The 25,319-nt window shown below is 43.2% G+C and carries 33 protein-coding genes and 1 other annotated feature; of the genes, 27 read left to right on the top strand and 6 right to left on the bottom strand.

Annotation, left to right across the window (positions count from 1 at the left end):
- The 18 genes from D8793_RS07530 to trpA all read left to right on the top strand — a co-directional run bounded on the left by D8793_RS07530 (nucleotide 1) and on the right by trpA (nucleotide 15,138).
- The gene (locus D8793_RS07530) at nucleotides 1-711 is read left to right on the top strand and encodes a segregation/condensation protein A (protein WP_125371380.1); all 711 of its coding nucleotides are present in this window, start codon (nucleotides 1-3) and stop codon (nucleotides 709-711) included.
- Nucleotides 704-1,249, top strand: a complete 546-nt coding sequence (gene scpB, locus D8793_RS07525; protein WP_005590827.1) for an SMC-Scp complex subunit ScpB — start codon at nucleotides 704-706, stop codon at nucleotides 1,247-1,249. The genes D8793_RS07530 and scpB overlap by 8 nt, the downstream gene beginning before the upstream one ends.
- Nucleotides 1,250-1,383: 134 nt before the next feature.
- A complete protein-coding gene (locus tag D8793_RS07520; RefSeq protein WP_005592340.1) occupies nucleotides 1,384-2,115 on the top strand; it encodes a pseudouridine synthase in 732 nt (243 codons plus the stop codon).
- A complete protein-coding gene (gene yidD / locus D8793_RS07515; RefSeq protein WP_185761036.1) occupies nucleotides 2,112-2,372 on the top strand; it encodes a membrane protein insertion efficiency factor YidD in 261 nt (86 codons plus the stop codon). Before D8793_RS07520 ends, yidD begins: the two co-directional genes overlap by 4 nt.
- An 85-nt stretch (nucleotides 2,373-2,457) precedes the next feature.
- Entirely contained in the window at nucleotides 2,458-2,997 is a 540-nt protein-coding gene (gene rsmD / locus D8793_RS07510) for a 16S rRNA (guanine(966)-N(2))-methyltransferase RsmD (protein WP_125371379.1), read from the top strand.
- Nucleotides 2,987-3,472 (top strand): pantetheine-phosphate adenylyltransferase, encoded by a 486-nt coding sequence (coaD, locus tag D8793_RS07505; RefSeq protein ID WP_125371378.1) that lies wholly within the window; start codon nucleotides 2,987-2,989, stop codon nucleotides 3,470-3,472. The genes rsmD and coaD overlap by 11 nt, the downstream gene beginning before the upstream one ends.
- 22 nt (nucleotides 3,473-3,494) lie before the next feature.
- Nucleotides 3,495-4,562, top strand: coding sequence for a SepM family pheromone-processing serine protease (locus D8793_RS07500; RefSeq protein ID WP_221760776.1), 1,068 nt, complete (start codon nucleotides 3,495-3,497; stop codon nucleotides 4,560-4,562).
- A gap of 182 nt (nucleotides 4,563-4,744) precedes the next feature.
- Nucleotides 4,745-5,308, top strand: a complete 564-nt coding sequence (locus D8793_RS07495) for a YutD family protein (protein WP_125371377.1) — start codon at nucleotides 4,745-4,747, stop codon at nucleotides 5,306-5,308.
- 9 nt (nucleotides 5,309-5,317) lie between these two features.
- Nucleotides 5,318-6,406 carry a dual-specificity RNA methyltransferase RlmN gene (rlmN, locus tag D8793_RS07490; protein WP_125371376.1) on the top strand — a complete coding sequence of 363 codons (1,089 nt, stop codon included), beginning with the start codon at nucleotides 5,318-5,320 and terminating at the stop codon, nucleotides 6,404-6,406.
- Nucleotides 6,393-6,932 (top strand): VanZ family protein, encoded by a 540-nt coding sequence (locus D8793_RS07485; protein ID WP_125371375.1) that lies wholly within the window; start codon nucleotides 6,393-6,395, stop codon nucleotides 6,930-6,932. The genes rlmN and D8793_RS07485 overlap by 14 nt, the downstream gene beginning before the upstream one ends.
- Before the next feature lie 75 nt (nucleotides 6,933-7,007).
- Nucleotides 7,008-7,237: a binding site (T-box leader), on the top strand.
- Between the two features lie 61 nt (nucleotides 7,238-7,298).
- The gene (gene trpB, locus D8793_RS07480) at nucleotides 7,299-8,480 is read left to right on the top strand and encodes a tryptophan synthase subunit beta (protein WP_125371374.1); all 1,182 of its coding nucleotides are present in this window, start codon (nucleotides 7,299-7,301) and stop codon (nucleotides 8,478-8,480) included.
- Between the two features lie 401 nt (nucleotides 8,481-8,881).
- A complete protein-coding gene (gene trpE / locus D8793_RS07475; protein ID WP_125371373.1) occupies nucleotides 8,882-10,240 on the top strand; it encodes an anthranilate synthase component I in 1,359 nt (452 codons plus the stop codon).
- Nucleotides 10,237-10,800: an aminodeoxychorismate/anthranilate synthase component II gene (locus tag D8793_RS07470; protein ID WP_125371372.1), complete on the top strand. Its 564-nt coding sequence runs from the start codon at nucleotides 10,237-10,239 to the stop codon at nucleotides 10,798-10,800. Before trpE ends, D8793_RS07470 begins: the two co-directional genes overlap by 4 nt.
- 10 nt (nucleotides 10,801-10,810) lie before the next feature.
- Complete coding sequence (gene trpD, locus D8793_RS07465; protein ID WP_125371371.1) at nucleotides 10,811-11,815, top strand: anthranilate phosphoribosyltransferase; 1,005 nt, start codon at nucleotides 10,811-10,813, stop codon at nucleotides 11,813-11,815.
- Nucleotides 11,812-12,579 (top strand): indole-3-glycerol phosphate synthase TrpC, encoded by a 768-nt coding sequence (gene trpC / locus D8793_RS07460; protein WP_125371370.1) that lies wholly within the window; start codon nucleotides 11,812-11,814, stop codon nucleotides 12,577-12,579. The genes trpD and trpC overlap by 4 nt, the downstream gene beginning before the upstream one ends.
- Entirely contained in the window at nucleotides 12,566-13,153 is a 588-nt protein-coding gene (locus D8793_RS07455) for a phosphoribosylanthranilate isomerase (protein WP_125371369.1), read from the top strand. Before trpC ends, D8793_RS07455 begins: the two co-directional genes overlap by 14 nt.
- Nucleotides 13,143-14,366: a tryptophan synthase subunit beta gene (gene trpB, locus D8793_RS07450; protein WP_125371368.1), complete on the top strand. Its 1,224-nt coding sequence runs from the start codon at nucleotides 13,143-13,145 to the stop codon at nucleotides 14,364-14,366. The genes D8793_RS07455 and trpB (D8793_RS07450) overlap by 11 nt, the downstream gene beginning before the upstream one ends.
- Nucleotides 14,359-15,138, top strand: a complete 780-nt coding sequence (gene trpA / locus D8793_RS07445; protein ID WP_125371367.1) for a tryptophan synthase subunit alpha — start codon at nucleotides 14,359-14,361, stop codon at nucleotides 15,136-15,138. Before trpB (D8793_RS07450) ends, trpA begins: the two co-directional genes overlap by 8 nt.
- On the opposite strand, the gene D8793_RS07440 is transcribed toward trpA, so the two are convergent.
- Entirely contained in the window at nucleotides 15,107-15,769 is a 663-nt protein-coding gene (locus D8793_RS07440; RefSeq protein ID WP_125371366.1) for a prepilin peptidase, read from the bottom strand. The genes trpA and D8793_RS07440 overlap by 32 nt on opposite strands.
- 165 nt (nucleotides 15,770-15,934) lie before the next feature.
- On the opposite strand from D8793_RS07440, the gene D8793_RS07435 reads away from it, so the two are divergent.
- Nucleotides 15,935-16,450: a Dps family protein gene (locus D8793_RS07435; RefSeq protein ID WP_125371394.1), complete on the top strand. Its 516-nt coding sequence runs from the start codon at nucleotides 15,935-15,937 to the stop codon at nucleotides 16,448-16,450.
- 430 nt (nucleotides 16,451-16,880) lie between these two features.
- Here D8793_RS07435 and D8793_RS07425 read toward each other — a convergent pair whose 3' ends face one another.
- From D8793_RS07425 to D8793_RS07405, 4 genes are all read right to left on the bottom strand, one after another.
- The gene (locus D8793_RS07425; protein WP_125371365.1) at nucleotides 16,881-18,029 is read right to left on the bottom strand and encodes a tyrosine-type recombinase/integrase; all 1,149 of its coding nucleotides are present in this window, start codon (nucleotides 18,027-18,029) and stop codon (nucleotides 16,881-16,883) included.
- A gap of 174 nt (nucleotides 18,030-18,203) precedes the next feature.
- Complete coding sequence (locus D8793_RS07415) at nucleotides 18,204-19,115, bottom strand: HIRAN domain-containing protein (protein ID WP_125371363.1); 912 nt, start codon at nucleotides 19,113-19,115, stop codon at nucleotides 18,204-18,206.
- A gap of 15 nt (nucleotides 19,116-19,130) precedes the next feature.
- A complete protein-coding gene (locus D8793_RS07410) occupies nucleotides 19,131-19,514 on the bottom strand; it encodes an ImmA/IrrE family metallo-endopeptidase (RefSeq protein WP_125371362.1) in 384 nt (127 codons plus the stop codon).
- A gap of 9 nt (nucleotides 19,515-19,523) precedes the next feature.
- Nucleotides 19,524-19,874: a helix-turn-helix domain-containing protein gene (locus D8793_RS07405; RefSeq protein WP_125371361.1), complete on the bottom strand. Its 351-nt coding sequence runs from the start codon at nucleotides 19,872-19,874 to the stop codon at nucleotides 19,524-19,526.
- A 288-nt stretch (nucleotides 19,875-20,162) separates the two neighbouring features.
- Between D8793_RS07405 and D8793_RS11915 the strand changes: the two genes are divergently transcribed.
- Nucleotides 20,163-20,324: a hypothetical protein gene (locus D8793_RS11915; protein ID WP_185761035.1), complete on the top strand. Its 162-nt coding sequence runs from the start codon at nucleotides 20,163-20,165 to the stop codon at nucleotides 20,322-20,324.
- Here the strand turns inward: D8793_RS11915 and D8793_RS07400 are convergent, their stop codons facing one another.
- Nucleotides 20,325-20,855, bottom strand: a complete 531-nt coding sequence (locus D8793_RS07400) for a DUF8453 domain-containing protein (protein WP_125371360.1) — start codon at nucleotides 20,853-20,855, stop codon at nucleotides 20,325-20,327.
- 52 nt (nucleotides 20,856-20,907) lie between these two features.
- Here D8793_RS07400 and D8793_RS07395 point away from each other — a divergent pair, with 52 nt between their 5' ends.
- From D8793_RS07395 to D8793_RS07365, 7 genes are all read left to right on the top strand, one after another.
- On the top strand, nucleotides 20,908-21,111 hold the full coding sequence (locus tag D8793_RS07395; protein WP_125371359.1) for an XRE family transcriptional regulator: 204 nt from the start codon (nucleotides 20,908-20,910) through the stop codon (nucleotides 21,109-21,111).
- Nucleotides 21,112-21,128: 17 nt separating this feature from the next.
- On the top strand, nucleotides 21,129-21,842 hold the full coding sequence (locus tag D8793_RS07390) for an ORF6C domain-containing protein (protein ID WP_125386883.1): 714 nt from the start codon (nucleotides 21,129-21,131) through the stop codon (nucleotides 21,840-21,842).
- A gap of 14 nt (nucleotides 21,843-21,856) precedes the next feature.
- On the top strand, nucleotides 21,857-22,114 hold the full coding sequence (locus tag D8793_RS07385) for a DNA-binding protein (protein ID WP_125371357.1): 258 nt from the start codon (nucleotides 21,857-21,859) through the stop codon (nucleotides 22,112-22,114).
- 78 nt (nucleotides 22,115-22,192) lie between these two features.
- Complete coding sequence (locus D8793_RS07380) at nucleotides 22,193-22,420, top strand: hypothetical protein (RefSeq protein WP_125371356.1); 228 nt, start codon at nucleotides 22,193-22,195, stop codon at nucleotides 22,418-22,420.
- Complete coding sequence (gene dnaB / locus D8793_RS07375; protein ID WP_125371355.1) at nucleotides 22,420-23,748, top strand: replicative DNA helicase; 1,329 nt, start codon at nucleotides 22,420-22,422, stop codon at nucleotides 23,746-23,748. The genes D8793_RS07380 and dnaB overlap by 1 nt, the downstream gene beginning before the upstream one ends.
- Nucleotides 23,749-24,495: a conserved phage C-terminal domain-containing protein gene (locus D8793_RS07370; protein WP_125371354.1), complete on the top strand. Its 747-nt coding sequence runs from the start codon at nucleotides 23,749-23,751 to the stop codon at nucleotides 24,493-24,495.
- Nucleotides 24,492-25,313 (top strand): ATP-binding protein, encoded by an 822-nt coding sequence (locus D8793_RS07365; protein ID WP_125371353.1) that lies wholly within the window; start codon nucleotides 24,492-24,494, stop codon nucleotides 25,311-25,313. The genes D8793_RS07370 and D8793_RS07365 overlap by 4 nt, the downstream gene beginning before the upstream one ends.
- Nucleotides 25,314-25,319: the final 6 nt, after the last annotated feature.

Below are 25,319 nucleotides of genomic sequence, written 5' to 3'. Positions count from 1 at the left end.
ATGGATATCAAGTTAAAAGATTTTGAGGGGCCGCTGGACTTATTGCTCCACCTCGTATCCAAGTATCAGGTGGATATTTACGATGTGCCCATTACTGAGGTCATCGAGCAATATCTGGCTTATGTATCTACTCTGCAGGCTATGCGGCTGGAAGTGACGGGAGAATACATGGTCATGGCCAGCCAGCTCATGCTGATCAAGAGTCGTAAGCTCCTCCCCAAGGTGGTGGATCAGGTGGACCTGGAGGACGATCTGGAGCAGGATTTGCTGAGTCAGATTGAGGAATATCGGAAGTTTAAGCTGCTGGGGCAGAAAATGTCCCTCCAGCATGAGGACCGGGCTCTTTACTACTCCAAGCCCAAGCTGGAACTGGTCTATGAAGACGCTGAACTTTTGCACGACAAGACGGCCGTTGATCTCTTTTTAGCTTTTTCCAAGGTGATGACCAAGAAGCAAGAGGAGTTTTCTAAGAATCATACGACCATTGTGCGAGATGAGTATAAGATCGAGGACATGATGGAAGTGGTGCGCCAGCGCTGTCAGGCTCACAAACGCCTTGCCCTGCAGGATATTTTCGCAGAAACCAAAGATATGAATGAGGTGATTACGCTCTTTTTGGCAACCTTGGAGTTAGTCAAAGTGCAGGAAGTGCAGGTCATTCAGGAGGAAAACTTTGGGAATATTTATTTAGTAGGAAGAAAGAATGAGTAAATTAGCAGAGATTGAAGCCCTGCTTTTTGTGGCGGGGGAAGACGGTCTGAAAGTTCATCAGCTATCAGAAATCCTTTCCTTGCCGCCGACTGGTGTCATCCAGAGTTTGGAAAAATTAGCGGAGAACTATCAGGCAAATCCTGACTCTAGCTTGACTTTATTGGAAACGTCAAAGACCTATAAGTTGGTCACCAAGCCTGAATTTGCTGAGATTCTACGAGAGTATTCGCGGGCACCGATTAACCAGAGCTTATCCCGTGCTGCACTGGAAACCTTGTCGATCATTGCTTACAAGCAGCCCATTACAAGGGTGGAGATTGATGATATTCGCGGGGTCAATTCCAGCGGGGCGATTTCGAAGTTATTAGCCTTTGAGCTGATTCGGGAAGATGGCAAGAAGGAAGTCATTGGCCGTCCCAATCTCTATGTGACGACGGATTATTTTCTGGACTATATGGGCATCAATCATTTGGACGAGCTGCCAATTGTAGACGAAGCGGAGCTCATTGCTGAGGAAAGTCAGCTTTTCGGAGAGTGACAAGTTCACCCTATAAGGGACCGTTTTTTGAATATTACCAAGCTTTGAGGGAGGAACTGCTTTCCCTATTTGCCATTTTTCCAGCTGTTAAAGTTGTGAAAATGGTCTTTGTATCTTGTGAAAGGACAATATCAATGAGAATCAATAAATACATTGCCCATGCGGGAATTGCTAGCCGAAGAAAGGCTGAGGAATTGATCAAGCAGGGGCTAGTGACCGTGAATGGTCAGGTGGTGCGTGAGCTAGCGACCACCATTAAGTCTGGTGACCGAGTGGAAGTGGAAGGCCAGCCTATCTACAATGAAGAAAAGGTCTACTACCTGCTCAATAAACCGCGCGGGGTGATTTCCAGTGTGACCGATGACAAGGGGCGTAAGACAGTCGTTGATTTGCTGCCGCAGGTCAAGGAGCGGATTTATCCCGTTGGCCGACTGGACTGGGATACTTCTGGTGCCTTGATTTTAACCAACGACGGTGATTTCACGGATGAAATGATTCACCCGCGAAATGAAATTGACAAGGTCTATGTGGCGCGTGTCAAGGGTGTAGCCAATAAGGAAGTTCTGCGTCCACTGACCCGCGGTCTAGTCATTGAGGGTAAGAAAACCAAGCCAGCTGTCTATGAGATTCTCAAGGTCGATCCAGTGAAGAATCGCTCGGTTGTTCAGTTGACCATCCACGAAGGGCGTAATCATCAGGTCAAGAAGATGTTTGAAGCAGTGGGGTTGCCAGTGGACAAACTTTCACGGACTCAGTTTGGACATCTGGACTTAACTGGGCTCAAGCCGGGTGAAGCACGTCGATTGAGTAAAAAGGAAGTCAGCCAGTTGCATAATTTGGCTGTGACCAAAACTAAGAAAAAATGATTAAGAAACTATTGATAGCGCCGGTTCGTTTTTACCAGCGCTTTATTTCCCCTGCCTTTCCCCCTTCTTGCCGTTTTCGGCCGACCTGTTCCAATTACATGATTGAAGCCATTGAAAAGCACGGAGCCAAGGGGCTGCTGATGGGCTTGGCCAGAATTGGTCGCTGCCATCCATGGTCCGAGGAAGGGGACGATCTAGTCCCAGACCATTTTAGTCTTCGGCGAAATGACTCTAAAACAGACTTCGAACGGAAATAGCCTTGTTTCCGTTTTTTGCTAGAGAATAAAGTCCAGCCTTAGCAATTACTATCAGCTTTTCAATATTTTTGTTATAATGTTTTTTATGAGAGTTGTTTCAGGGAAGTACGGGGGCAGACCCCTCAAGACATTAGATGGCAAGACAACGCGACCTACGACAGATAAGGTCAAGGGCGCGATTTTTAATATGATTGGGCCTTATTTTGATGGCGGCCGAGTGCTGGATCTGTATGCAGGCAGCGGTAGTCTGGGGGTCGAGGCGGTGTCTCGCGGCATGGAGTCGGCTGTTTTGGTTGAAAAAGATCGGCGGGCGCAAGCTATTGTGGCAGAAAATATTGCCATGACCAAGGAAGCAGCGCGCTTTGAGCTGCTCAAGATGGAGTCGAGTCGAGCGCTGGAGCGGTTGACTGGTCCGTTTGATCTGGTTCTGCTGGATCCGCCCTATGCCAAGGAGCAGATCATCTCAGATATCGAGAAAATGGCGGAGCGCAAGCTCTTGAGTGAGGATATTATGGTTGTTTGTGAGACGGACAAGTCGGTTGATTTGCCAGAGGAAATCGCAGACTTAGGTATCTGGAAGCAAAAAATATATGGAATTTCAAAGGTAACGGTCTATGTTAGATAAAATCGGACTCTTTACAGGGTCATTTGATCCCATTACCAACGGACATGTGGATTTGATTGAGCGTGCCAGTCGGATGTTTGATCGCCTGTATGTGGGCATCTTCTACAATCCTCACAAAGAAGGATTTTTTAACATCCATGCGAAAAAAAGAATGGTTCTAGCGGCTTTAGTTCATTTAGAAAATGTGGAAGTCATCACTTCGCATGATGAATTGGCGGTCGATGTGGCAAAAAGACTAGGTGTGACTGCTCTTGTCCGCGGCTTACGCAACGGTCAGGACTTGGACTATGAAACTAGCCTGCATTTTTTTAATAAGGACTTAGCACCTGACTTGGAGACCGTTTTTTTGCTGAGTCAGCCGGCCTACCGATACATCAGTTCTTCAGCGATGCGGGAATTGATTGCTTTTCAGCAGGATCTTTCTGCCTATGTACCAGCGAGTGTGATTGAGGAGTTAGAGAAAAAAGATGAATAATGACATGACAAATCCGAAAACGATGACGAAGGAAAATAAACGTGGTTTAAAAGTAGTTGGTTGTGCTGGAGTGGCCTCGATTATCGTGCTTGTGCTCTTCCTATTCTCTTTTATTGTTCCATTGCCTTACTATATTGAGGTGCCTGGGGGGGCAGAAGACATTCGAAAGGTTCTGACTGTGGATGGAAAAGAGGATCAGGCAGAAGGTTCCTACAACTTTGTGACTGTTGGGATCCAGCATGCGACCTTTGCTCATCTGGTCTACGCTTGGTTAACGCCTTTTACCGATATTTATTCGGCTCAGGATATGACAGGTGGATCGAGTGATGCTGAGTATATGCGCATCAACCAATTTTATATGGAAACGTCGCAGAATATGGCCAAATACCAAGGTCTCAAAGCTGCAGGAAAAGACATCAAGATGAACTATCTGGGTGTCTATGTTCTAAAAGTAGCTCCGAATTCGACCTTTAAAGGAATTTTGAATATTGCGGATACGGTGACGGGAGTCAATGACAAGACCTTTGAAAGCTCGGAAGATTTGGTCAAATATGTCAATTCTCAGGCCTTGGGCGATAGTGTCAAAGTGACCTACGAAGAAGATGGAAAAACCAAGACGGCGACGGGGAAAATCATCAAGCTGGAAAATGGCAAAAACGGAATTGGCATTAGTTTGATTGACCGTACGGAGGTCAACAGTAGTGTTCCGATTGAATTTTCGACCGAAGGTATCGGTGGTCCCAGTGCTGGCCTTATGTTTAGCCTAGCCATCTATACTCAATTGGCTAATCCTGACTTGCGAGACGGCCGCGTGATTGCGGGAACGGGCAGCATTGACAGAGAAGGTAAGGTTGGTGATATTGGTGGGATTGACAAAAAAGTCGTCTCTGCTGCCAAGATCGGAGCGACAATTTTCTTTGCTCCGGATAATCCTGTCAGCGAGGAAGAAAAAAAGTCTAATCCCAAAGCCAAGACCAACTATGAAACGGCGCTTGAAGCAGCCAAGGAAATCAAAACGGATATGAAAATCGTGCCGGTCAAAACCCTTCAGGACGCGATTGATTATTTAGAAAAAACCAAAAAATCTTAGTTTCGGCTAAGATTTTTGTCTTTTAAAGGCAAACGAAGGACTTTTTTAAAAAAAGATTAGCAGTTTTTATTAAATCGTCTGACTTTTTACAGAAAGATCTTTTTCTTCTGAAAAAATATAAATTCCCTTTGTTTTGTGATAAAATAATATGAAGTAAGATAGATGAATGACAAAGGATAGGTATGCGTAAAGAGATTTCACCTGAGTTGTATAATTACAATAAATTCCCTGGCCCAGAATTTAAGCAAATGGGCAGCAAGATAATTGCAGAAAAATTTGAGTTTGAATTGGTGGAGAATTATAAAGAGGCCTTTGACTTGACGGCCTTTCACCAACGCTTTTCAGAAATTCTGAATAAGTTTGACTATATTGTTGGCGACTGGGGCAATGAACAGTTGCGATTGCGTGGTTTTTATCGGGATGAGAAAGCCAAGGAGAATGCAGAGAAAATCAGCCGTTTGCAAGACTATCTGTTAGAGTATTGTAATTACGGCTGTGCCTATTTTGTTTTGGAAAATGCTCAGCCAAGACGGGCCGCCTTTGACAAAAAATCCCACCATAAGAGAAAATCGGATGGCAAAAAACATCCAGAAATTTCTAGGGAACGTGGCTCTAAAAAAACGAAGGACGATCAGCAAAGACATCGTCCAAAGGCAAACAAGAACAAACAACAGAAACAAGGCAAACAGGCAAAGCAAGCGGCATCTAGCCAATCGCAGCGCCATTTTGTCATTCGTCAGAAATAAAGGAGAAACATGAAACCATCGATTTATAGCTTAACGCGAGAAGCAATGATTGAATGGACGGAAGCTCAGGGAGAAAAGAAATTCCGTGCTAGCCAGATTTGGGAGTGGCTCTATCGTAAGCGGGTCCAGTCTTTTGAGGAGATGACCAATCTATCCAAGGACTTGATTGCCAAGCTAAATGATCAGTTTGTCGTCAATCCGCTTAAACAGCGCATTGTTCAGGAGTCTGCTGACGGTACCGTCAAGTACCTTTTTGAGTTGCCGGACGGTATGCTGATTGAGACGGTGCTCATGCGCCAGCACTACGGACTTTCTGTCTGTGTGACCACCCAGGTCGGCTGCAATATCGGCTGTACCTTCTGTGCCTCTGGTTTGATTAAAAAGCAACGTGACCTCAATAACGGTGAGATTGTAGCTCAGATTATGCTGGTTCAGAAGTATTTTGACGAGCGTGGTCAGGACGAGCGGGTCAGCCACATCGTAGTTATGGGAATCGGCGAGCCTTTCGATAACTATAAGAATGTCTTGAAGTTTGTACGGACGGTCAATGATGATAAAGGTCTGGCCATCGGTGCCCGCCATATCACCGTTTCGACTTCAGGGCTGGCTCATAAGATCCGTGACTTTGCCAATGAAGGCGTTCAGGTCAATCTGGCTGTTTCACTGCACGCACCCAACAATGAACTACGTTCTAGTATCATGAAAATCAACCGTGCCTTTCCGATTGAGAAGCTCTTTGCAGCCATTGAATATTATATCGAAACCACCAACCGCCGGGTAACCTTTGAGTACATCATGCTTAATGAAGTCAATGACGGGGTAGAGCAGGCCAAGGAACTGGCTGAGTTGCTCAAGAACATTAAGAAATTGTCTTATGTCAATCTCATTCCTTACAACCCCGTTAGCGAGCACGACCAATACAGCCGCAGTCCCAAAGAGCGCGTGATGGCCTTCTATGACACCCTCAAGAAAAACGGCGTCAACTGTGTGGTACGTCAAGAGCATGGTACAGATATTGATGCAGCCTGCGGCCAGTTGCGTTCCAATACTATGAAGCGAGATCGTGAGAAAGCACTTGTTGAAAATGTTCAGCCTTAAAAATTATCTGACTTCAGACGGTGAGTTGACTGCTAAGGGACGGAAATTGCTAGCAGGAGGATGCGGACTCTATTTCTTGATGCTCTGCATTCTGTGCTTTATTCCTCAGGTTCCAGAGCCGGGAATGGAGACGCCAGGTATCCAGTACTTTGGCCGAGTAGTGGTTCTCTTAGTTCCTTTTAATTCCTTTGTCAATATTGGAGAGATTACTTCTTGGATCCAGCTGGTCAAGGTCTTTATCCAAAATCTAGCCAATATCTTTCTGCTATCGCCCTTAATTTTTCAATTGCTTTGGCTCTTTCCAACATTGCGGAAGACCAAGAAGGTGGTATGGTTGAGCTTTGGGATGAGTCTGTCTATCGAAGCGACTCAGATTCTGCTGGACCTTCTTATCAATGCCAATCGAGTCTTTGAGATTGATGATATCTGGACCAACACTTTGGGTGGATACTTGGCTTGGCGGGCATTTCAACTTGGTCAGAAAATCTGGAAAAATCGTCAAGAAGACGCTTTCGAAAGAGATTAGTGAGAGAAAGGTTCGGATTTAGAAGAAAAAATTAAATTTTTTCTTGACAAGAAAAAGGGAAAGGCCTATAATAAAATAAATCATCAGAAAAGTAATAATTTTTTCTACTTTCAGGGAGCCTGTGGTTGGTGGAAACAGGTAGTGGAGGATTATGAAGTGGGCTGATGCAAAAAATGAATTTGAAGCAATAAAAATTCGGTGAGCACACCTTACAGTGCAGCTTGTTGTTAGACAAGACAGAGATATGGAGGCAGTCTATACTTTGCTCCATAATTGAGGTGGCACCGCGATTTTACGCCCTCACACAGATTTTTTCTGTGTGTGGGCTTTTGTTTTGCTTGAAAATAAAGAAAAGAGGAAATCAAGATGACAGAAACTAAAGGATATTTTGGACAATTCGGCGGCTCCTTTGTACCAGAGCCTATCCAGGCCTTGCTGGATGAATTGGAAGCGACTTTTGAAAAGTATAAAGATGATCCAGAATTTTTAAATGAATACCGACATTATTTGGCAGATTATTCAGGTCGGGAGACTCCGCTCTACTTTGCAGAAAGTCTGACTCAGTATCTGGGCGGGGCGAAGATTTATCTGAAGCGGGAAGACCTCAATCATCTGGGCTCCCATAAGCTTAATAATGTTTTGGGGCAGATTCTTCTAGCTAAGCGGATGGGCAAGACCCGAGTCATCGCTGAAACTGGAGCTGGCCAGCATGGTGTGGCAACTGCGGCAGCCGCAGCTAAGTTTGGTATGAAGTGCGATGTCTACATGGGAGCAGAAGATGTAGAACGTCAACGCCTCAATGTCTTCCGCATGGAAATGATGGGAGCGACTGTTCACGCTGTGGAAACAGGAACCAAAACCCTCAAGGATGCAGTGGATGCAGCCTTTGGAGCTTGGATGAACGATTTGGAAGCCTTCTATGTCTTGGGCTCAGCTGTCGGTCCTCACCCCTATCCGACGATTGTCCATGAGTTCCAAAAGGTGATTAGTGAAGAATCTCGCCGTCAGATTTTGGACAAGGAAGGCCGCTTGCCAGACTATGTCATTGCCTGTGTAGGCGGTGGCTCCAATGCTATCGGCGCTTTCTCTCAGTATGTGGCGGATGAAGAAGTCAAGCTGGTTGGTGTTGAAGCGGCTGGACGGGGTCTTGATACAGACCAGCATGCAGCGACCATGACCAAGGGAAGCGTCGGAGTAGTGGACGGTATGAAGACCTACGCTGTCTTTGCAGAAGATGGTCAGGTAGCGCCGGTTTACTCGATTTCAGCAGGCTTGGACTATCCTGGAGTTGGTCCTGAACATGCTTTCTTTAAAGATTCTGGTCGAGTAGAATACGTGGCAGCGACAGATGATGAAGCTGTGGATGCCTTGCTCCTCTTGACACAAAAGGAAGGCATTTTGCCGGCAATCGAAAGTTCTCACGCCATTGCTGAAGCTATCAAGCGAGCTCCAAAATTGTCATCTGACCAAATCATTATTATCAATGTATCCGGTCGTGGAGACAAGGATGTGGCAGCTGTTGCCGACTATCTAGAAAAACGAAAATAAAATACCCAGCAGAAGAGTAGTAATATCTCTCCTTTCAGAGAGTCTGTGGTTGCTGTAAACAGGCAGGAGAAGTTATGAAATGGGCTGTTGGAGACAAAATCTTGTCATTTAGTTGTTCTTTTATCATTTTGTTAGCATACTTTTCCATGAGCCGATATGCTTCCTTGTACCAAAAGCAACTTAAATGACTACAATAACAAATGAGATGTGGAGTCTGAAAACTCCATAACTGAGGTGGCACCGCGATGATACGCCCTCACAGGATGAACTGTGCGGGCGTTTTTCTGTAGTTTTAGAGCAAGTTCTGACAGCGAACTGGCGTTATCTGTTCTTGTGGAATGCAGTCATAGCTAGCGAATTGCTCCTACCTATACCCTTCTGATTAAATAGAAAGAAACATTATGCAAAAGATTTTACCAGCTGATATTTTATCGCCGATTCTGGCTTATATGCGGATTCAGGGCGACCACAAGGTGATTTTGGAAAGTATTCCGAGAGATAGCGAGACGGCTCGTTTTTCTATCCTAGCCTATAATCCAGTCTTTGAAGTTCGCTATGAAAATGGCCAGTTAACAAAGAATGGGCAAGTAATTGAGGCAGATCCATTGGACTATCTGCATGAGTTAGCTGTAAAAAAAGATTATCATTCAGACCTGCCTTTTGGAGGCGGAGCCATCGGTTTTGTCGGCTATGATATGATTTCCCTCTATGAGGAGATTGGCCAGATTCCAGCTGATGTGATTGGAACGCCGGATATGCACTTTTTCGTTTATGAGAGTTACATGGTTTTTGACCATAAAAAAGACAAGGTCTATATCGTTGAGGAGGCACTCTACAGTGATAGAAGCGAAGCAGAATTGGCTGCAAGTCTGGAGCGTATCATGGCTGAGCTGGCGCAGCCAGCGGCAGATGAATTTTCACCGCTAGAACTGTCCAGTTTGAACTTCCAGAGTCACATAGAGCAGACAGCTTTTGAAAAAATGGTGGAAGAAGCGCGCAGCTTGATTCGGCAGGGAGACATGTTCCAATGTGTACTCAGTCAGCGTTTTTCAGCAGAGTATTCTGGTAGACCGCTGGATTACTATCGCAATCTGCGCGTGATCAATCCTTCCAACTATCTCTACTTTTATGACTTCGGGGATTATCAGATTATCGGAGCCAGCCCAGAAAGTCTGGTGTCTGTCAAGCAAGGTCAGGTTACGACCAATCCTATTGCTGGTACTAGACCGCGTGGGAAGGATGAAATAGAAGATAAAGCCTTGGCAGAGGAGTTGCTGGCTGACGAGAAGGAAGTGGCGGAACACCGCATGTTAGTTGATTTGGGGCGTAATGATATTGGTAAAATTGCTCAGAATAACAGCGTGGAAGTCACTAAGTACATGGAAGTGGAGTATTTCCGCTATGTCATGCATCTGACCAGCGTGGTTCGTGGTCAGCTTTTGCCTCAACTGACAGCCATGGATGCGCTCAAGTCCACCCTGCCGGCCGGCACCGTTTCGGGTGCGCCTAAGATTCGAGCTATGAAACGCATTTATGAGCTAGAGCAGGAAAAACGTGGTGTTTATGCGGGGGCTATCGGCTATCTGTCTGCGACAGGGGATATGGATTTTGCTATTGCTATCCGGACCATGATTTTGAAAAATGGCAGAGCTTACGTTCAAGCTGGAGCGGGTATTGTTTATGACTCGATTCCTACTAATGAATACCAAGAAACCATCAACAAGGCCAAATCAATGACCAAGATAGGAGAGATGCAATGATTTTATTGATTGATAATTATGATTCTTTTACTTACAATCTAGCCCAGTATATCGGCAATTTCGCAGAAGTCAAGGTCTTGCGAAATGATGATGCAGGGCTTTATCAAGCAGCAGCAGAAGCAGATGCTTTGGTTCTGTCTCCGGGTCCAGGCTGGCCAGCAGATGCAGGACGGATGGAAGAACTTATCCGCGATTTTGCTGGTAAGAAGCCGATTTTGGGAATTTGCTTGGGGCACCAAGCCATTGCAGAAGTATTTGGCGGAAAGCTAGGCTTGGCTCCCAAAGTCATGCACGGCAAGCAGAGTATTCTGCGTTTTGAAAGAAAATCTCCTATTTATCAAGGGATAGAGGATGAGCAGCCAGTTATGCGTTATCATTCGATTTTGATTGAGGAGATGCCAGAGGACTTTGAAGTGACAGCTCGGGCAATTGATGACAACTCTATCATGGCTATCCAGCATAAGCACCTGCCCATTTATGGTTTTCAGTATCATCCAGAAAGTATTGGGACGCCGGATGGCTTGTCGTCCATCAAAAATTTCATCGACTTAGTCAAATAGGGGAAGAATTATGAAAGAAATTATTGCAAAACTAGCAGATTTTAAGGATTTAAGCAGCTCCGAAGTGTCAGATGTGCTAGAGCGCATCGTTACTAGAAGAGTAACAGAAACACAAATTGCAGCCTTTTTGCTGGCTCTCAAGATGAAAGGGGAAACGGTAGAGGAACGGACAGCTTTGGCCCAAGCCATGCGAGGTCATACTCCGCAGATTCCTACTACAATCCGCACAGCCATGGACAATTGTGGAACTGGTGGTGATAAATCATTTAGTTTTAATGTTTCGACCACAGCGGCCTTCGTATTAGCAGGTGGTGGGATCAAGATGGCTAAGCACGGAAATCGATCCATTACCTCTAAATCAGGCTCAGCTGATGTTTTAGAAGCTTTGGGGATTAACCTAAACATGGATACAGCCAGCTTGGGTAAGGTCTTTGATCAGACGGGGATAGTCTTTCTTTTTGCTAAAAACCTTCATCCAGCTATGAAATATATCATGCCAGCTCGTCTCAGTCTAGGTGTTCCCACTATCATGAACTTGACAGGGCCGCTCATCCATCCTATGGTTTTAGAAACTCAGCTTTTGGGGACCAGTCGACCGGATATGCTAGAGAGCACGGCAGAGGTTTTGAAAAATATGGGCCGCAAGCGTGCAGTGGTCGTGTCGGGTCCAGATGGTCTGGACGAGGCCGGTCTTCATGGTCGTACCCAGTACGCTTTGCTAGCAGATGGGGAGATCAGCCTGCATAGCTTTCTACCGTCAGATATTGGCATGGAAGAAATCCCTCTTGAAGCAATTCGTGGAGGTAATGCCAAAGAAAATGCAGATATTCTGGTATCTGTCCTGCAAAATCAAGCCAGCCCCTATCTGGAAATGACAGTTCTGAACGCAGGTCTAGGCTTCTTTGCTAATGGGAAATCAGCCAGCATAGAAGAAGGAATAGCTTTGGCCCGCCAAGTGATCGCCAGTGGCGCAGCATATGATAAACTCAAGCAACTACAGGAGTATCAAAGATGAGCAAAGAATTTCTCCCGACCATTCTAAAGCAAAAAGAGCAGGAAGTGGCAGCCATGTCCTATGAAGAACTGCAACCCCTGCGCTCGACCTATTCCCTCTATGAGTATCTCAAAAGCCAGTCCCAAGAGCTGCAGCTGATTGCTGAGGTCAAAAAAGCCAGCCCCAGTCTGGGAGATATTAATCTCGGTGTGGATATTGTGGAGCAAGCCCGCACTTATGAACGATGCGGTGCAGCTATGATTTCGGTCCTGACAGATGAGATTTTCTTCAAAGGACATCTGGATTACCTGAGAGAGATTTCTAGTCAAGTGACCATTCCAACCCTCAATAAGGACTTTATCATTGATGAGAAGCAGATTGTTCGCGCCCGCAATGCAGGAGCGACAGCCATTCTTCTGATTGTAGCTGCCTTGTCTGAAAAGCGGCTGCAAGAACTCTATGATTTTGCGACAGGTTTAGGCTTGGAAGTTCTGGTCGAAACCCATAATCTGGCGGAGCTGGAAATGGCCCATAGAATAGGAGCTCGGATTATCGGTGTTAATAACCGCAATCTAGTTACTTTTGAGACAGATATCAATACAAGTCTTCAGCTATCTGCCCATTTCAAAGATGACAGGGTTTACGTATCTGAGTCCGCTATTTTCAGCAAGGAAGATGCTGAGCTAGTAGCTCCTTATTTCCATGCGGTTTTAGTCGGAACAGCCCTGATGCAGGTAGAGGATGTGGCAGAAAAAATCAAGGAGCTGAAAATTGACAAAGGTTAAGATTTGCGGCTTATCAACGGCCAGCGCTGTGGAAACGGCATGCCAGGCTGGTGCAGATTACATTGGCTTTGTCTTTGCTGAGAGCCGTCGGAGGGTTAGTTTGGAGCAAGCTCAGAAGCTAGCTGTCTCGGTGTCGCCTGCTGTCCGAAAGGTAGGAGTTTTCGTCTCTCCGAGCTTGTCGGAGCTGCAGGAAGCTATTTCAGTGGCAAATCTGGATTTGGTACAGATTCATGGCGATTTTGATGAAGAGCTTCTGACTGAGATTGGTCGGCCGGTTATTCGAGCTTATCAGGTCAAGGGAGCGTTAAAAGGGGTCAGCCAACAAGCGGACTACCTGCTCTTTGATGCCCCTCTTGCCGGTAGTGGTCAGACCTTTGACTGGCAAGCTTTTGATAAAGGTCAAATCCACCAGCCCTTCTTTATCGCCGGTGGTTTGAATGCAGAAAATATCCGAGAAGCGATTCAGCACTTTGCCCCTTACGCAGTTGATGTCTCAAGCGGGGTCGAGACTGACGGCCAGAAGGACTTAGAGAAGATAACAGAATTTATAGAAAGAGTGAAAGATGGCATATAATCAACCCAATCAAGAAGGATTTTACGGTGAGTTTGGCGGGCGATTTGTTCCAGAAACGCTGATGACAGCAGTTTTGGAGCTGGATAAAGCCTACCGTGAGAGTAAAAAAGACCCAGCCTTTCAGGCTGAGCTGGACGAGTTACTAAAGCAGTATGTAGGGCGTGAGAATCCTCTCTATTTTGCAAAAAATCTGACAGCCTATGCTGGCGGTGCTAAGATTTATCTGAAGCGGGAAGACCTCAACCATACCGGTGCCCATAAAATCAATAATGCCCTAGGGCAGGTCCTGCTAGCTAAGAGAATGGGCAAGAAGAAAATCATTGCAGAGACTGGTGCGGGTCAGCACGGAGTAGCCACCGCCACAGCTGCAGCTCTTTTCAATATGGACTGTACTATCTATATGGGCGAAGAGGATGTCAAGCGCCAAGCCCTTAATGTCTTTCGGATGGAACTTCTTGGAGCCAAGGTGGAGTCTGTGACCGATGGCTCTCGAGTCCTCAAAGATGCGGTCAATGCAGCTTTACGAGCTTGGGTGACTCAGGTCGATGATACTCACTATATTATGGGCTCAGCCTTGGGGCCCCATCCCTTCCCAGAGATTGTCCGCGACTATCAGAGTGTGATTGGGCGTGAGGCCAAGCGTCAGTTTGCTGAGCAAAATGCAGGTGCCTTGCCAGATGCTTTAGTAGCCTGTGTTGGCGGTGGCTCCAATGCTATTGGGCTCTTTTATCCCTTTGTAGACGATAGCTCAGTTGCTATGTATGGAACAGAAGCAGCTGGGCGGGGCGTGGATACAGATGAACATGCTGCGACCTTAACCAAGGGCCGCCCGGGGGTTTTACACGGTGCCTTGATGGATGTCTTGCAGGATGAGCAAGGGCAGATTCTGGAAGCTTTCTCTATCTCTGCCGGGCTAGACTATCCGGGCATCGGTCCTGAACATTCTCATTTTAATGCTATCCAGCGCGCCACTTATGTTCCAGTCACGGATGAAGAAGCTTTGGAAGCCTTTCAGCTCCTCTCTCGTATCGAAGGGATTATCCCTGCTCTAGAGTCTAGCCACGCTATTGCTTACGCAGTTAAGCTGGCTAAGGAGTTGGGACCAGATAAATCAATGATTGTCTGCCTATCCGGCCGTGGTGACAAGGATGTCGTTCAGGTAAAGGAACGCTTGGAAAAAGAAGCGGCTCAAAAAGGAGGTGCCCATGACTAAAACACTCACTCAGCATTTAGAAACCATCAAAAGAGAAGGCAAGGGAATTTTCCTTCCTTATATCATGGCTGGTGATCACGAGAAAGGTTTAGCAGGTTTGCCGGAAACTATCTCATTTTTGGAAAACTTGGGCGTGTCAGCCATTGAAATCGGTCTGCCGTTTTCAGATCCTGTTGCAGATGGGCCGGTTATTGAAGAAGCTGGTCTGAGGAGCCTGGGTCACCATACTTCGGCCAAGTCTTTAGTGGCAAGCTTGCAGAATTTGGACACTCAGCTGCCTCTCATCATCATGACCTACTTTAATCCTATTTTCCAGTACGGGCTCAAAGATTTTGTCAAGGATTTGGCTACGACATCGGTTAAAGGATTGATTATTCCGGATCTGCCCTACGAGCATAGGAACTTTATTCTGCCTCTGCTGGAAGATTCAGATATCGCTCTTATTCCTTTAGTGAGCCTGACGACTGGACTAGAACGCCAGCAGGAGCTGATCAAGGAAGCTGAAGGTTTTATCTATGCTGTAGCCATCAACGGTGTGACAGGTAAGAGCGGAAGCTACCGCAATGATTTGGACCAGCATTTGAGCAAGCTCCATGATATTGCTGAGATTCCAGTATTGACGGGCTTTGGTGTTTCGACTTTAGAAGATGTTGAGCGTTTCAATCAAGTCTCAGATGGCGTCATTGTCGGATCTAAGATTGTCAAAGCTCTTCATGAAAAGGACGCCAGCATAGGAGCCTTTATCCAAGAAGCAGCAGCTTATAAGAAATAATCACCACCACACCAAACAAAAGACAGGGTACAAATGCCAGCCTGTCTTTTTTCTTTTTAAAACAGAAACAGGCGAGACCAGAGAAGCTAGCGATTTGGATAAGGATGAGAGTCTCCGTCAAACTGAAAATGGCTGAGCAGGAAGCAAGGAAAAGAAAGTCTCCAGCTCCGATATGGAGATTGTAAAAGAAGGCTAGAAGTCCTAGGGCTAAAAAGAAGAGCATGAGAAGGTTGACGCCTGTTGTCACCATTAGCAAAAGCTGAAAAATCAGCCAGACCATCAGGGGATATTGCTGCTCTCTTTGATCGTAGATGGCCAGAGTCAAGCCCATGGTGAATAGTAGGAGTTGACTGATGGAAATCGTGCCAAGCGAAGTTGCTAGAGAAAGACCGCCCAAGAGACATTCAAAAAATAAATAGCGTAAGGGAATATTGTCTCCACAGAAGCGGCAACGAAGACGGTTCATGACTTGAGAAAAAATAGGAATCAAATCACGCGGTGCCAATCTTTTCCCGCAGGCATTGCAATGGCTAGCGGGAGTGATGATAGACCGCTCTGGGAAGCGGTCGATAACCAAGCCTAGGAATGAGGCAAAGACAGTGCCAAAGATAAAAAAGTATAGATGAATCATACTTATTTATTCGTGATTTTGAGTAGAAAAATCTGAAATTTTACAACTTTTCTAATAAAGTAAAATTTTGAGTTTTAATACTTGACTTTCTTAATTAGAAGCATTATAATTAAAAGATAATCAATAAAGATTAGAATGATTATAAATAAAAAGAGAGGTATCATTATGACTCAAGTAAAACATGGCGCTGCAGCAGATGTAGCAACTTTCACTAACCAAAATTCTTTACCAAAAACAAAAGCAGTTCTCAACCAAGTAGTTTCAGATCTTTATACAGCTCGTATCGCTCTTCACCAAGTTCACTGGTATATGCGTGGTGCAGGCTTCATGGTATGGCATCCAAAAATGGACGAATACATGGATACAATTGATGAAACCTTGGATGAAGTCAGCGAACGCTTGATTACTCTAGGTGGCAAGCCTTATTCAACTCTGACAGAGTTTATTCAACACAGCAAAATTGAAGAAAAGGCTGGCGAATTCAGCAAGAATGTTGAAGAAAGCTTGGAGCGCGTGATTGAAATCTTCCGTTATCTGACAGATCTTTACCAAGAAGCTCTGGATGTGACGGATGAAGAAGGCGACGATGTGACCAATGATATCTTCGTTGGTGCTAAGGCAGACCTTGAAAAGACGATCTGGATGTTGACAGCTGAGCTTGGCCAAGCACCAGGTTTGTAAAATGATGTTTAAAGAGGCTGGGACAAAAGTCCTAGCCTCTCAATTGTCTTTGGATTGTCGAGCAAGACGCAGTGGTTGAGTGGGCTCTACTACGCTGATTTCATCAGCTTTTACAGCCCTACTCAACTGTGCGGAGGTGGGACGACGAAATCGAATTCTAACGAATTACCGATTTCTGTCCCACTCTCTGTTTTTTCTTAAGGATTGTTTAAGCTTCTTCCCTTATACTAAGATTATCAAATGAAGACCTCCTAACTTTGTTTGATAGAACTCCTAAACTTTTCTTTTTCATAATAATCTCCCTAAATTCCACCAAATAAGGTGGAGTTTTTTTGCGTTATTTCAGGCTTTTGGGGACTATTCTAAAAATAATTTTCCGATATTTTCCGGTATTTTTCGGATTTTTGTCGGGGAATTGGCGGGGACTTTTTTAGCGAATATGGTTAAGAAATAGGTCTGTTGTTGCTTCAGCGAGTTCATCCTCAACTTGGTTGTAACGATCCGTCATATAAACCTTTGTATGGCCTAGCGCCTGGCTCAATTGCTCAAGCGGGACTCCTGCAATAATGCTTTGAGTCGTAAAGAAGTGGCGCATCATGTGAGGGGTTACATGTAGTCCTGTAGCTTCATTCACTAAATTGAAATTCCTATTCAACTGGTTTGGATTGATGAGTCCACCTTTTTCGTTGATAGTGATATAATCCTTTTGTTGATCCTTGATAATCCCTAACTTTCGCTTAATCTTAGCAGCCTCATCTATCAGATAATAGACAAGTTCTGTTCCGATATCGTCAAGGCAGACGTAGCGCTCTGATTCCCTTGTTTTTAGCCCTCCTTTCCCTTTTAAGGTCTGGTTGCTTCGACTATCTCTAAGATGCAGTATAGCCCGTCCGCTGTCGTTCTGAGAGATATCCATCGGACGCAATCCAAAGACCTCCCCTCTCCTCAATCCAAAAATGGTCAGGTAGGTCAGTGCGTAGAATTGTTTTGGCATAATCTCTTCTGCCTTTGCTATCCAAGTCTTGAACTCCTTGAGAGTCACTTTCTTATTGGCAGCAGGAATATCACTCTGGCCGATGAAAACACCTTTCAATCGATTTGAGAGCAGATTTCCATTTTTTACCGCATCATTTAGCAATGCCATGAAACTAGAATTGAGGGTCTGAACAGTGTATCTGGTATGGTTCTTTAGCTTTTCAGCGATAAAGAGTTCATACTCATTTCTATCCAAATTTTTAAGCAGGGTAGAACCAAACTTTGGCTTGACATGGTTCTTATAGAGATTGTCATTGAGGTAGTAGGAAGTGTCGTTCCAGCGCCCTGTTGACAATCTCTTTTCAGAATAAATATCCCAATACTGATCAAGAGTAATATTAGTATTGATACCTAGCTCTTGATCTTGGATTTGTTGCTCAAGCTCTACCAAGGCTGCACGAGCTTGAGGGAGAGTTGTGAAACCACTTTTACTTTTTTCTCTTTTTTTACCTCGGAAGAAAAAAGAACGTCTGACATAGTAACGCTTTCCTTTAGCAGTCTCATAGTAGTAAATATTTGGGTATTTTGTTTTGATATATTTCATTTTATTCTCCTTGTTTATTAGCTTCTGGACAAGGTCTAAACATTGAGAATATTGACATCACCCCTTTCATAGTGTAAAATAGGGTATAGAAAAGAGGCCTTTTTAATGGCTGATTTTTTATAAGGGTGAGCTTCACAATCAAACTTTGGCGAGGGCGATTGTGGGGCTTTTTTATTATTTTTTGGCTAGGCGCCATATTGTTAAATCTAGATAATACGTTAATTCTTTTTCATAAGAAACAACTCTCTCGGTTTCAATATTTAGGGTTTTATATGGTCCACCTCTACCAGTAAGGATTGCATCGTATCGGTAATTTGGATTAGCTATGTATGATGAAATTTGTGATGCAATCACAGCTGGTAAGTATCCAACAAAGATATTATTCACTAAAACTTTGACAGCATTTTTATCATGCGGATTTGAAGGTTCTGGTAATAGTTGAACGTCTACTGTTTTCAATTTATTGTATTTGTAAACAGGTTTATATGTTTCGAGCATATAAGATTTCAAAGATTTGTTATCTTTTCCAAAATAATGGACACCCTTGGAAAGAAAATCAGCTGCAATCTCAGCTTCTTCTTTATGATAATTTGTTCCCATCAACAAGAAATTGTCATGAAAAACAATTGTATCAATCTGTGGACTGTAATTTTCAATTTTCTTCTTTTTCTCTCGCTTTATAGTTAAACGGCCAATAATGTAACTTATAAAACCTGTAATAAACAAGAAGAAGCCGATAGGCGGAAATAAAAATAGGAAAATAGCACCTAAGACCATTAGCACAATGCCAGCTTCTTTATGATCTTTTGCTGTGTATTTTTTACCGTTAGATGTCAGAATAGATTGTTGGTTTTTGGTGACTACTTTCTTCTTCCTCTTTTTAGATGGTTTCAGTAAGTCCGAAAGTCCAAAAGTAGTTTTATGATAAATCTTGTTATACATGGCTTTCTTTGGATTCTTTAACCAACCAATGCCTTTTTGTCCATATCCAGGAATAAGGGCTTTTTTAGTTTGTCTCTTCCATTTGCTTGTAGTTCTAGCTTTCAAGCTCTTTTTTAGACTCGGGGATCTCATTCCTATTTTCATTATCATTCTCCATAATCAGTTTAATAATGCCAAATATTCCTCTTTGACCATGATTTCGTTTGTAATGCTTTTAAGATTGTATTTTTCCATAAAATGGATATAGTTGAAATTAGCGGTGTCATCCATAGTTTCGAGTTCTTCTTTTAGCAGGTAGTGTATCATGTTTCTATCTGCCTGGAGTTCATATTCTTCTCGTCTACGTTGGTACTGTCCTGGGTCGTGTTCTTTGTGTCCTATTTCGTGGTAGATAACCTTCTTTTTTTCGATATCATCTAGGTAGGAATCTACTGCTATTATATTGTGGTGTTGGTTGTAGATTCCTTTATTTTGGGAATCTCTGCCGTCAAAATAAACCAGATCAATACCTTGTTCAGAGCAGACCTGTTCGGGTGTTGTCATAGGCAAGTATTACTTTCTATTTCTCATACGTGCTTCTAGTATAGAGGAAATGAGGTCTATATCCTCATCGTTGAGTTCGTGTCCATCGTAAAAGAAGCTTTCTGCTGCGTCCTTTTTGAGATCTATTTCTATCTTACTGGCTTTCTCTCCAGCGATAATTGGGTTATCTGTTCGACCGAGTAGATAGTCAGTAGACACATTAAAGTAGTCAGCAATTTTAGACACACGCTCAATATTTGGTGTAGATTTTTTCATGTTGTATATCGTATTCCTACTAAAACCTAAATTTTCTTCTAATTTATTTAGTGAAATACCTTGCTTGTCAGCCAATTCTTTGATTTTCTCAAATGTAAAAAACATTTATTTAATGACCTTTCTAAGGCATGACAAAAAATATTTAATAAATTTACTACAAAATGATTGACATTTTTTAATAAATTTACTACAATATGATTTGTAAGCTAAAGAGTTAGCGAATAAGACAACTAAAAAATAAAGCCTAATGAAACTGATTGGCGTCCGTTTTTATAGGTTCAACCTTACTTTTAGTAGGTCTTTTCTCTATGTTTTGATTTTAATAAATTTATTTATTCTTGTCAAGAAATTCGCTAACTTTTTAGATAATTTTTTAAAAGAAAGGAGAGGGAGATGGAGATGGAGAAAGAATATCTAACTGAAGAGGACGCGGCAAAAATCAAAAAAGAACTTTTGAAAGTTCTTCGTAGTCATGATCTAAACAGCGGACTGGCCAAGGCGGTCCTTACTGATACTATTGAGACAATTGAGAACTATTCACAGTTGCCAGAGTAGTTATTTGAGGCTCTTTATAATAGCCTCAGCAGAATTTTTTAGGAGCTTTCTAGTTTTATCAGTATCAGAGCTACCTACCCATAATAGTTTTGATGTTGCATCAGTTTTCACTAGGCATACTTCATCATAGGTTTTGCCTGCTGAATTCTGATAAATAATGTTAACAACAATGGTTTCTTTAAAGCTATTATCCAGTATGTGCATAAACTTTTGTGAGGGAGCTATGGTATAACCGACTAGGGAAGACATATTAAAACCTAGTGTGTCAATATCTTTTGAAAATTTCAAATCTAGGATAGTTGCAGAAGTATTCCCAAAGTTTTTAATAACTAGATATTTATGGAAGTCATTGATTTCGATAGTATCTAAGTAAGCGACAATAACAGGACGGTTTGCTTCTTCAGTTACCTCTGCTGTGAGTTTATTTGCTTCACTGGCTATTTTGACAGCTTTGTGTGAATAGTAAATCGAAATAATACTGACTGATGTAGAAGCAATGATGGAAATAATATTAATAATATCGCTAAGCATATATAACCTCAAATTTTTATTTTAATTATATCAAATTTAGAAAGGGAAAATAATGAGTAAAGAACTAAAAAAAATAAAGGCTAAAATCAAAACTCGTTTGATTGAGTTGGATATGACTCAAACTGAGTTAGCTAAGCAAGTTCCTGTTGCAAGTTCGGTGATTTCTGAATTGTTGCGATACGGGAAAGGTAGCGACACTGTTAAAGAAAAAGTGTCAGAAGTTCTAGGAATTGAAAATCCTTGGGCAAAAATTTAGAAAGTGAGGAAAAATATATGAACGAGATTTTTAATTTTCACGGACAGGAAGTCCGTACTTTAACAATTGATGACGAGCCTTGGTTTGTCGGGAAGGATGTAGCGGATATCTTGGGATATGCTAAACCTTTGGACGCAATTTCTCGGCACGTTGATGAAGATGACTCCGTGAAATACGGACTCACCGACAATCTAGGTCGAACACAAAACACTATCATCATTAACGAATCTGGTCTCTACTCTCTTATCTTATCCAGCAAAATGCCTCAAGCTAAGGAGTTCAAGCGCTGGGTTACATCAGAGGTCTTACCAGCTATTCGTAAGCAGGGTGGGTTTATCCGTGAGGACTTGGATGAGGATGCCTTTATTGCTCTGTTTACTGGCCAGAAGAAATTGCGTGAGCAACAAGCTACTATGCTGGAAGATATCGACTATTTGAAGAGCGAACAACCAATTCATCCAAGCTATGCTCAATCGCTACTGAAAAANCGCAAGGCTCGTGTGGTGGCTTGTTTGGGCGGTATTGATAGTCCAGCCTATGCGGACAAAATCTTTGCTCAATCAGTCTTTAGACAAGCTGAGATTGATTTTAAGGATCATTTTAATATCAGTCGCTATGACTTGCTACCGAAGAAGTTTGCAGAAGCTGCATTGGCCTACTGGATGACTTGGGAACCAAGCACCAATACTAAGATGAAAATCATGAAATTGAACTCATTTGACGAAGTTTAGGAAGGGGGAAGAAGATGGACAATGTTCTAGTTTCACTATCTGACTGGATTAAATCCATTATCAAGGACACAATCACAAGATTGGTTGAAATAGAAAAAGATAGCGACCACTATCCAGAGCTGATGGATGTAGGCACTACCTGTGATTTTCTAGGCATTAAATATGACACATTTTCAGATAATTATCGTTACTTAAAGGGATTTCCAAAGGAATTACCTGGCAAAAAATGGTCAAAAAGAGCCATCAAAGAATGGCTCTCAAATCAAATATAATAACTTTACTAAAAGGCTTCTGGACAAGGTCTTAGCAAAATCATTTTATTTTATTATAGCACAAAAAGAGGTTAAAAAATGAACAATTTACAAATTATCGCAGTAGGCACACTTTTTTCAGTCACTTTAATTGAGTCAATACTCATGAATATCAGACTAAAAAAGGCACTCAAAAGAAAACTAACAACTAGTGAGATTAGTCCTCAGCGTAGTTATCAAAAGGGATTTGTTGACCCAAAAACTGGCAGACGTGTGGATATTGACCCTATGACGAGAAAAGAAACGTTTGTTGACAGAGGAAGATGATGGACGATTTGAAAATATTGCCACATGATATCCAGGCTGAGCAATCAGTGCTTGGTTCAATCTTTATCAATCCTGACAAGATGATTGAGGTGATAGAGCTTCTGAAACCAGACGACTTCTATAGACCAGCACACAAGATTTTATTTAAGGCTATGCTGGGGCTATTTGACAGCGGTGAAGCCATTGATATTGTAACTGTCAAATCAGAGCTGGAGGCTAGCAATGAGCTGGATTTGGTAGGGAATGTCAGCTATTTAGCTGAGATTATCAATGCTGTACCAACCAGCTCGAATGCGGAGCATTATGCCAAAATCGTGGCCAAGAAATCAAGATTGCGGTCAATCATTACTAATCTGTCTGACTCGATTGGGAATGCTTATGACGAGGACATGGACATTGATGAGATTATTGCTAAGGCTGAGAAATCACTCTTGGAAGTGAGCCAGTCGAGCAATAAGGGAAGCTTCCGTCCGATCCATGATGTCCTCTTGGAAAATCATAGCAAAATTGAAGAACGGTCAAATAATACTAGCGAAATCACGGGTATAGAGTCAGGCTTTTCTGATTTTGACAAGCTGACGACTGGTCTGCATGAAGACAATCTCATCATTCTAGCAGCACGGCCAGCGATGGGTAAGACGGCTTTTGCTCTCAATATCGCTCAAAATGTTGCTACAAAGGCCAATCAGCCTGTCGCTATCTTTTCTCTGGAAATGGGTGCTGAAAGTCTGGTTGAGCGGATGTTGTCGGCAGAAGGAGCGATACCAAATCATCACATCAGGACGGGTTCTTTGTCCACAGACGAGTGGGAACGGCTGGTCTATGCTCAGAGTAGACTTGCTGAAGCACCGATTTTCATCGATGATTCGGCTGGTATCAGGATTTCAGACATTCGAGCGAGAGCGAGGAGACTGGCTCAGGAAACGAGCGGTTTGAGTCTGATTGTGATTGACTATTTGCAGCTTATCACAGGACGAAAGACTGATAATCGGCAACAGGAAGTGTCTGAGATTTCGAAGCAGTTGAAGATCATTGCTAAAGAGCTGAAAGTCCCAGTGATTGCCCTTTCTCAGCTTAGCCGTAGCGTTGAGCAACGTCAGGATAAAAGACCCATCATGTCTGATTTGAGGGATTCTGGGAGCATTGAGCAGGATGCTGACATTGTCGCTTTTCTATATCGTGACGCATACTATCAAGATAAGACTGATGACCAGCCAGAAAGCAACCTGACTGAGCTTCTTATCAAAAAAAATAGACATGGCGGTCTTGGGACAGTGAAATTGTATTTTCACAAGGAATACACAAAATTTTCAAGTGTGGAGGAATAGATGGCACAACGCAGAATGTTTAGCAGAAAAATCACTGAAACTGACCGTTTTCTTGAAATGCCACTATCGTCTCAGGCTCTCTATTTTCATCTGAATATGGGAGCTGATGATGAAGGGTTTATTGACAAGGCGAAAACGATTCAGAGAACTATCGGAGCTAGCGATGATGACATGAAATTACTTATCGCAAAAGGGTTCCTTATTCCTTTTGATAGCGGTGTGGTTGTCATTCGTCATTGGCGGATTCACAACTATATTCAGTCTGACCGCTTTCAATCAACTTTATACCAGTCAGAAAAGGCTCAGCTAGAGTATGACAAGTCAAAAACAGCCAGTCTTAAACCTATTGGAAATTGTATACAAAATGTATCCGAAACGGAGACACAGGTTAGGTTAAGTAAGGGTAGCTTAGATGAGGATAGCTTAACTACCTATCCTACAGTTTCAGACAATGAGGAAGAAGATATTCCATACAAGGAAATCATTTCTTACCTGAATGAAAAAGCTAATAGAAATTACAGACCTAACATTCAGAAAAACAAAACTCTTATTAAGGCTAGATGGTCAGAAGGATTCAGGTTAGATGATTTCAAACATGTGATTGATACCACGGTCAAGGATTGGTCAGGCACTAAGTATGAAAAATATCTCAGACCTGAAACGCTCTTTGGTTCAAAGTTTGAAGGTTATCTAAATCAAGCACCACGAACCAAGAAAGAAATAATCGACGAAAGGTTAGGTTTTTGATGGATTTTAAAAATTTTGAAGCTAGGCAGGTCTTAGATGAAACTTGCGAAGTGCATGGTTGCCAGCTCTGGCTGACCAAGATGCCGATCAAGGGAAAGCTGGAAGAAATCAAGCAGTGTCCTGAGTGCACCAAGGCTGCGATTAGCCTTTTTGAAAAAAGGCTAATCGAAACATCCGAAGTACAAAGCAAGCTAGCTGATACTTATGCTGTTTTCGAGAGAGACAGCATCATCTCAGACAAGCTAAGAGATAAGACTTTGCGAAATTATGAGATCACGAGCGATATTGACCAGGAAGCCGTGAATTTTGTAAAGCGTCTGGAACATAGCTATGCGAAAGGTGAGACAGGCAATGCTATCATCACTGGCCCGTCTGGCGTCGGGAAGAGCCATTTGACTTATGGCTTGGCTGCTTATCTCAATGAGCAGTTTAAGTCTTATGATGAGCCTAAAAGCGTGCTTTTCGTGTCGGTAGTGAGGCTCTTTAGCTTGATCAAAGAGAGTTTCAAGGTTGACAATGGCTACTCGGAATCTAAGATGATAAAGCTGCTGACGGATGTTGACTTTCTATTTCTTGACGATCTGGGAAAAGAGAGTCGCAAGGCTGATGCTCGCAGCAATGAGTGGGCGCATCGGGTTCTCTACGAGATTTTGGATAATCGGAGCAATACGATTATCAACACAAACTTGACCAGCGAAGAAATCAAGGCCTTGTATGCGGATGATTTCGGGAATGGTGCTCTGTCAAGTCGCATCTTTGAGGGTGCGACTGGAAGATGTTTCGTTTATCCTAGCGGGATGAAGGATAGGAGGTATTGATTATCA

Origin of the sequence: Streptococcus cristatus (assembly GCF_003943465.1) — a bacterium.
GTDB classification, from domain to species: Bacteria; Bacillota; Bacilli; order Lactobacillales; family Streptococcaceae; genus Streptococcus; species Streptococcus cristatus_C.
The sequence above is the reverse complement of the archived record's forward strand: the minus strand, read 5'-3'. Positions and strand labels throughout refer to the sequence as shown.